Source organism: Marinobacter sp. UBA5687 (genome assembly GCF_002420325.1).
GTDB classification, from domain to species: Bacteria; Pseudomonadota; Gammaproteobacteria; order Pseudomonadales; family Oleiphilaceae; genus Marinobacter; species Marinobacter nauticus.
Map to the genome: position 1 here is coordinate 1 of NZ_DIHV01000098.1, position 6,214 is coordinate 6,214.

General features: G+C 57.9%; 6 protein-coding genes. 1 reads left to right on the forward strand and 5 read right to left on the reverse strand.

From position 1 onward, the window contains the following. The coding region (locus B3Y70_RS10240; RefSeq protein WP_288589739.1) for an acyl-CoA dehydrogenase C-terminal domain-containing protein at nt 1–1,446 on the forward strand (1,446 nt) is incomplete at its 5' end. A gap of 201 nt (nt 1,447–1,647) precedes the next feature. Here the strand turns inward: B3Y70_RS10240 and B3Y70_RS10245 are convergent. The 5 genes from B3Y70_RS10245 to leuS all read right to left on the reverse strand — a co-directional run. Continuing rightward, a complete protein-coding gene (locus tag B3Y70_RS10245; protein WP_022991403.1) occupies nt 1,648–2,283 on the reverse strand; it encodes an endonuclease in 636 nt (211 codons plus the stop codon). A gap of 189 nt (nt 2,284–2,472) precedes the next feature. Beyond that, nucleotides 2,473–2,736: a hypothetical protein gene (locus tag B3Y70_RS10250; RefSeq protein WP_286894312.1), complete on the reverse strand. Its 264-nt coding sequence runs from the start codon at nt 2,734–2,736 to the stop codon at nt 2,473–2,475. A 103-nt stretch (nt 2,737–2,839) separates the two neighbouring features. Further along, a complete protein-coding gene (gene holA / locus B3Y70_RS10255; protein ID WP_288589740.1) occupies nt 2,840–3,853 on the reverse strand; it encodes a DNA polymerase III subunit delta in 1,014 nt (337 codons plus the stop codon). Beyond that, on the reverse strand, nt 3,850–4,425 hold the full coding sequence (gene lptE, locus B3Y70_RS10260; RefSeq protein ID WP_288589741.1) for an LPS assembly lipoprotein LptE: 576 nt from the start codon (nt 4,423–4,425) through the stop codon (nt 3,850–3,852). The genes holA and lptE overlap by 4 nt, the downstream gene beginning before the upstream one ends. 1 nt (nt 4,426) lies before the next feature. After that, a partial coding sequence (gene leuS, locus B3Y70_RS10265) for a leucine--tRNA ligase (protein WP_288589742.1) occupies nt 4,427–6,214 on the reverse strand: 1,788 nt, incomplete at its 5' end.

Genomic DNA, 6,214 nt, shown 5'->3' on the forward strand with positions numbered 1-6,214 from the left:
GAAATGATGCAGGGCGCCAACATGGCCTTTGGTCTGGCTCCGATGCTGACCGCCGGCGCCTGCCTGGCCCTGGACGCCCACGGCAGCCAGGAGCTGAAAGAAAAGTACCTGCCGAATATGTACTCCGGCGTCTGGTCTGGTGCAATGGACCTGACTGAGCCTCACGCCGGAACCGATCTGGGTATTATCCGGACCAAAGCTGAACCGAACGACGACGGCTCCTTCAACATCACCGGCACCAAGATTTTCATCACTTGGGGCGAGCATGACATGGCGGAGAATATTATCCACCTGGTGCTGGCCAAACTGCCGGACGCGCCGAAAGGCCCGAAGGGGATTTCCCTGTTCCTGGTGCCCAAGTTCATGGTGAACGACGACGGTTCCCTGGGCGAGCGTAACCAGTTCAGCTGTGGTTCCATCGAGAAGAAGATGGGTATCAAAGGCTCCGCCACCTGCGTGATGAACTTTGATGGTGCCAAAGGCTGGCTGGTTGGTGAAGAAAACAAAGGCCTGGCCGCCATGTTCACCATGATGAACTACGAGCGCCTGGGTGTGGGCATCCAGGGCATTGGTGCCGCCGAAGCGTCCCTGCAGAGCGCCCGCGAATACGCCAACGAGCGTATCCAGAGCCGCGCGCCGACCGGTGCCCAGCAGCCTGAAAAGGCCGCTGACCCGATTCTGGTGCACCCGGACGTGCGCCGCATGCTGATGACCATGAAGAGCTACGTAGAGGGTGGTCGTGCCTTCTCTACCTACGTCGCCCAGTGGCTGGATATCTCCAAGTACTCCGACAACGACGAACAGCGCAAGCACGCTGAAGGCATGGTTGCCCTGCTGACTCCGGTCGCCAAAGCCTTCCTGACCGATCGTGGTCTGGACACCACCATCATCGGCCAGCAGGTCTTTGGTGGCCACGGTTTCATCCGCGAGTGGGGCCAGGAGCAACTGGTCCGAGACTGCCGCATCACCCAGATCTACGAAGGTACCAACGGCATCCAGGCCATGGACCTGATGGGGCGTAAAGTGGTGGGTAGCCAGGGCAAACTGTACGAACTGTTCGCCCAGGACGTTGCCGCCTTCATCGAAGCCAACAGCAGCGACGAAGCTCTGCGCCCCTATCTTGAGCCGCTGGCGGCCTCCCTGGAGCGCCTGTCAGACGTCACCGAACACGTGGTGAACCAGGCGGCTAACAATCCGGAAGCCATTGGTGCCGCTGCCGTCGATTATCTCGACATGTTCGGCTACACCGCTCTGGCGTATATGTGGGCCAAAGTGGTCAAAGCTGCTGCTCCGAAAGCTGAGGGCGATACCTCTGGCTTCTATACCGGCAAGGTCAAGACCGCTCGCTTCTACTTCGACCGCCTGTTGCCAAAGACCGTGTCTCTGGCCGAAGGCATTCGCAGTGGCAGCGACGCCATGATGGCGCCGGCTGCTAACGAAATCTGATCAGATTTCTGAAGCAGAAATGAAAAAAGCAGGCCTTGATGGCCTGCTTTTTTATGGATGCTATTAACTCAGGTTTGGGCCAGGAGGTGGGGGAGAGCTTTCCGAAACCTTGTGGAGCCAGGGATGGCGGAACAGAGCGTACATGGAAGTATTCACAGCGTGTTTCGGAAAGCTCTCCCCCACCTCCTGGCTTGCGTCAGTCTATAGACGTTCTATCAGCCCAGGATTCACTACAAACGGGTTCTCATTGCCCTGAATTTCGGCAATCCGCTTATGCCGGCTCAACTCCCGGTCATCCGGGGGATCCAGTTTGCTCCAGCCTTTGAACACCGGCGTGGCCCCCAGCCAGGGTAGGCCATAAGTATCCACCATATAGGCCATGGTGCGGGCAACGTCGCCTTTAACCCGCTCTGGCGGTTCAAAGAACTGGGCGCTTTCACGAATCCCGCAATCATCGGCGCCCGTGGTCTCGCCAAGATTCTCATACCGGGCGTTACGCCGCCGCATTTCAACGCGGGTTCGTACCGGTACCATGTTGTGAAGATCAGACGTAATTTGCCTATAGCGATTGTCCTGGCGGCACTGGGAGGTTGTTCCACAGTCCAGGGCAGTGCGAATGTCGGCAAGTGGATAAACGTAGCCATCGGTCATGACAAAGCCCTTACCAGTGAAGGGAGTATCACAGAAGAACGACGAGCCGCCGTCGGCATACAGGTTGCTCCAGAATTCATTATCAATGACCGTTTGAGGGTCACTGAAACGGGTATTCTGGCCCACGACCATGCCGGCGGTAAGTGAGAAAGTCAGGGTGACGGAGAGTGCGATTATTTTTTTCATATGACCGTTATACCTCACAGCACGTGTCATACGCCGTGGCCAGCCAGACGACTGGTTGATGGCAAAATGAACAGTTCGACAAAATTATGACGAACTGTTCAGTCTTTACTGTGAAGTATGGCACAGGGGGGGTGAGACAAAAGCCCCTGTTTACGGAGAGATGTGTTTATTTGTTAACCAGTTAACGCTTTATTTCAGTTTGTTACGGATGTTCTGGTAACCGGTTTTCAGATCCTCTCCCAGCTTGCGAGCAGTTTCCCTCGCCTCATTGCTGGCATTCTCGGCATCATGGAAAATCTGATCCAGCTTTGACCGGAACCGATCCCAATCCTGCTCCAGATCGTCCCATTCGTCTTTTACATCTTCCCTTGCAAGGTGCAACTGAACGCGCGCCTCGTCACGATATTGCTTGATCTTGTCGGACAGCTTGTTGAAATCGTCTTTCAGACTCATGGTATTTCTCCTTCCCTGATGAATTGGGAGTTCTACAATGCGCCCGAACGTGAAAAAGTGTCAAGTCCCTGAGCGAGCCGGTGCTATCCCGCTTTGATTCAGATCAGCTGGCCCGCTTGCCGGCCAGAATAAGGGAGAGATCCCGCAGGTGATGCCAGGGGGAAAGATCATCGAAACCCTTGGCAGCCCGATCAATCAGACTACAAAGGTTGATTGCCTGGTGTAACTGGGGCAGTGAAAGTCTTCGAGCCGCTTGCTGGACGGCGGACGAGCGCTTTGGCTGGAAAACGCCGCGCTTTTTCAGAAAGCCCGCGGGGTTTTCTCCACCGGGCAAAGCGGTCTTAAGCTCAACAATCAGATGAAGGTCACGAACGAGCACAGTGAGTAGTCCAAGAGGGTTTTCGCCCTCCTGCTCCAGCACCCCGATCATGCGGCAGGCATGAACCGCCTTGCCAGATAGCAGTTCCGTGACCAGTTCAAAGCCGTTGAACCTGGCACTATCCTGTACGGCCTGCTCCACCGTCTCTTCATCGATGGTTTTGCCGTTGGTGAGCAGCGTCAGACGGTCCAGCTCCTGGCTGGCGGCCAGCAGATTGCCCTCCAGGCGCTCTGCAAGAATACCGAGTGCTCCACGGGTCAGGCTGAGGCCTTTTGCGGTGGCCCGTTGCTGCAACCATCCGGGAAACTTGTCTCCCTCGACCGGCCAGAGCGGAACGTGCACGCCATGGCCCTGAAGTTCCTTGTACCATTTGCGCTTGGTTTCGGCGGCATCCAGTCTGGCGCTGATCAGCAGGAGAATGACGTCCTCTGGCGGGGATTGCAGTACCTGCTCCAGAACCCGGCGGCCATCGCCAAGTTTGCCGGTGGGCAGATGAATCTCAATGCGACGTTTTTCAGCGAACAGGGACAGGGCGTTGCATTCGTCAGCAACCGTATTCCAGTCGAACTGATTGTCTGCGTGAAACGTGAGTCGGTCCAGATAGCCAGCTTCACGGGCGGCGGCGCGGATCTGGTCACAGCATTCCTGAACCAGCAGGGGTTCATCGCCGGAGATCAGGTAAACCGAAGCCAGGCCTTTCTTCAGAAGTTGCGGGAGTTGGCCGGGCTGGGTTTTCATGGTGATTCAGGCTCCTCACCATCGGCGGTGTGTTCCTGAACCAGGGCATCAATTCGTTGTCGGGACATAGGCGCCAGCCGGAAGATAACTTGTTGGGCAAGGCGATCGCCCAATTGTTGCCGCAATTCGTCTTCCTCGCGCTGTTTGGCGAGTACATTGGTCTCGTCGTAGCGGTAGGTTTCACTGGCGTTCAGGTCGGTGGTGGCAATCAGCGGGATCTGGTCTTTGGTTACCAGCTCCATGGCAACCGTGTGGCGCAGAATGTACTCAGCCGCCGCTGCCTGTGCGGTAATGGCTGAAGCCCGGCGGTCCTGGCGGTAGTCCGACAGGCGCAGCAGGTAGTCTGCCTGGCCCGGATTCCGCAGCTCGATGCCACCGAGCTCCAGCTGTTCACGCAGAGACTGGCAGAACTGTCCGGGCAGGGAGGACGGGCAGTCGATAGCCAGGGGTTGCAGGGCAGCCGGGACCGGGGAGCTGCCCCGTAACTGAAAGCCACAGCCGGTCAGGGTGAGCAGCGAGGCAAGCAGGGCCAGAAGGCCCAGCTTTTTCAGTTCAGGGACAGGGTAGGGCATCTTAGTTAGCCACCACGTTCACGAGTTTACCTGGCACAACGATCACTTTTCGTACGGTCTTGCCGTCGGTGAAACGCATGACGTTTTCGTTCTCCAGGGCAAGCTTCTCCAGATCTGTCTTGCCAATATCCGCCGGTACGTTCTCCTTGGCCCGGACCTTGCCGTTCACCTGCAGAACCACCTCGATTTCGCTACGAACCATGGCGCTTTCGTCGGCAACTGGCCAGGAGGCGTCGACCACCGTGTCAGAGTGACCGAGAGCCTGCCACAGGTTGTGACAGATGTGCGGCACAATGGGGGAAAGCACCAGCACGGCGGTATCCAGGGCTTCCTGACGCACCGCGCGGGTTTGCGGCTCGTCATCGCTGAGCCTGCCCACTTCGTTGAGCAGTTCCATGACAGCCGCGATGGCGGTATTGAAGGTCAGGCGGCGGCTGATGTCATCGCTGACTTTGGCGATGGTTTCGTGGGTCTTGCGGCGCAGGTCTTTCTGAGCACCATTGAGGCTGGCAGGATCAACCGCCGGAGCTTCGCCACTGGCGGTATGCTCATTGACCATCCGCCACAGTCGTTTGAGGAAGCGATGGGCGCCCTCAACACCGCTGTCGGACCACTCCAGCGACTGCTCAGGTGGTGCCGCAAACATCATGAACAACCGCACAGTGTCGGCACCGTGCTGATCGATGATGGCCTGGGGATCGATGCCGTTGTTCTTGGATTTGGACATTTTGGTAACGCCACCGATTTCCACAGGCTCGCCGTCCGATTTCAGCACCGCTCGCACTACCTGGCCCTTGCCATCGCGCTCAACCGTCACATCGGCCGGGTTGTACCAGGTTTTCCCGCCATTTGCTTCATTGCGGTAGTAGGTCTCGGCCAGAACCATGCCCTGGGTCAGCAGGCGCTTGAATGGCTCGGAACTGTTCACCAGACCAACGTCGCGCAGCAGCTTGTGGAAGAACCGGGCATACAGCAGGTGCAGAATCGCGTGCTCAATGCCGCCGATGTACTGGTCGACTGGCAGCCAGTAATTGGCGGCAGCCGGGTCCAGCATGCCCTTGTCGTAGTTCGGGCTGCAGAAACGGGCGTAATACCAGGAGGACTCCATGAAGGTATCGAAGGTATCGGTTTCCAGGGTGGCTGGCTGGCCGTTGTATTCGGTCTTGCACCACTCCGGGTCGGCCTTGATCGGCGACTGGACGCCGTCCATTTCAACGTCTTCGGGCAGACGAACCGGTAGCTGGTCATCCGGCACCGGCATCTCGGTGCCGTCCTCCAGCGTCATCATCGGGATGGGCGCACCCCAGTAGCGCTGCCGGGACACACCCCAGTCACGCAGACGGTAGTTCACGGTACGTTTGCCAATGCCCTGGGCTTCAAGGTAATCCGCGATTTCCTCAAACGCCTCTTCGCTGGTCAGGCCGCTGTATTTGCCGGAGGACACCAGAACGCCTTTCTCGGTGAAGGCCTGCTCCTGGATATCGATATCGCGGCTGTCGTTCGGTGCAATCACCTGTTTGATGGGCAGCTTGTACTTGACGGCAAACTCGTGATCCCGCTCATCATGGCCAGGAACCGCCATCAGGGCTCCGGTGCCGTAGTCCGTGAGTACAAAGTTGGCGACCCAGACCGGGATTTCTTCCTGGGTCAGCGGGTGAATGGCCTTGAAGCCGGTATCTATACCTTTCTTTTCCATGGTCGCCAGCTCGGCTTCGGCCACCTTGCTGTTACGGCACTGGTCGACAAACTCGGCCACATCGCGGTGGCGCTCGGCCGCCGCCTTGGCCAG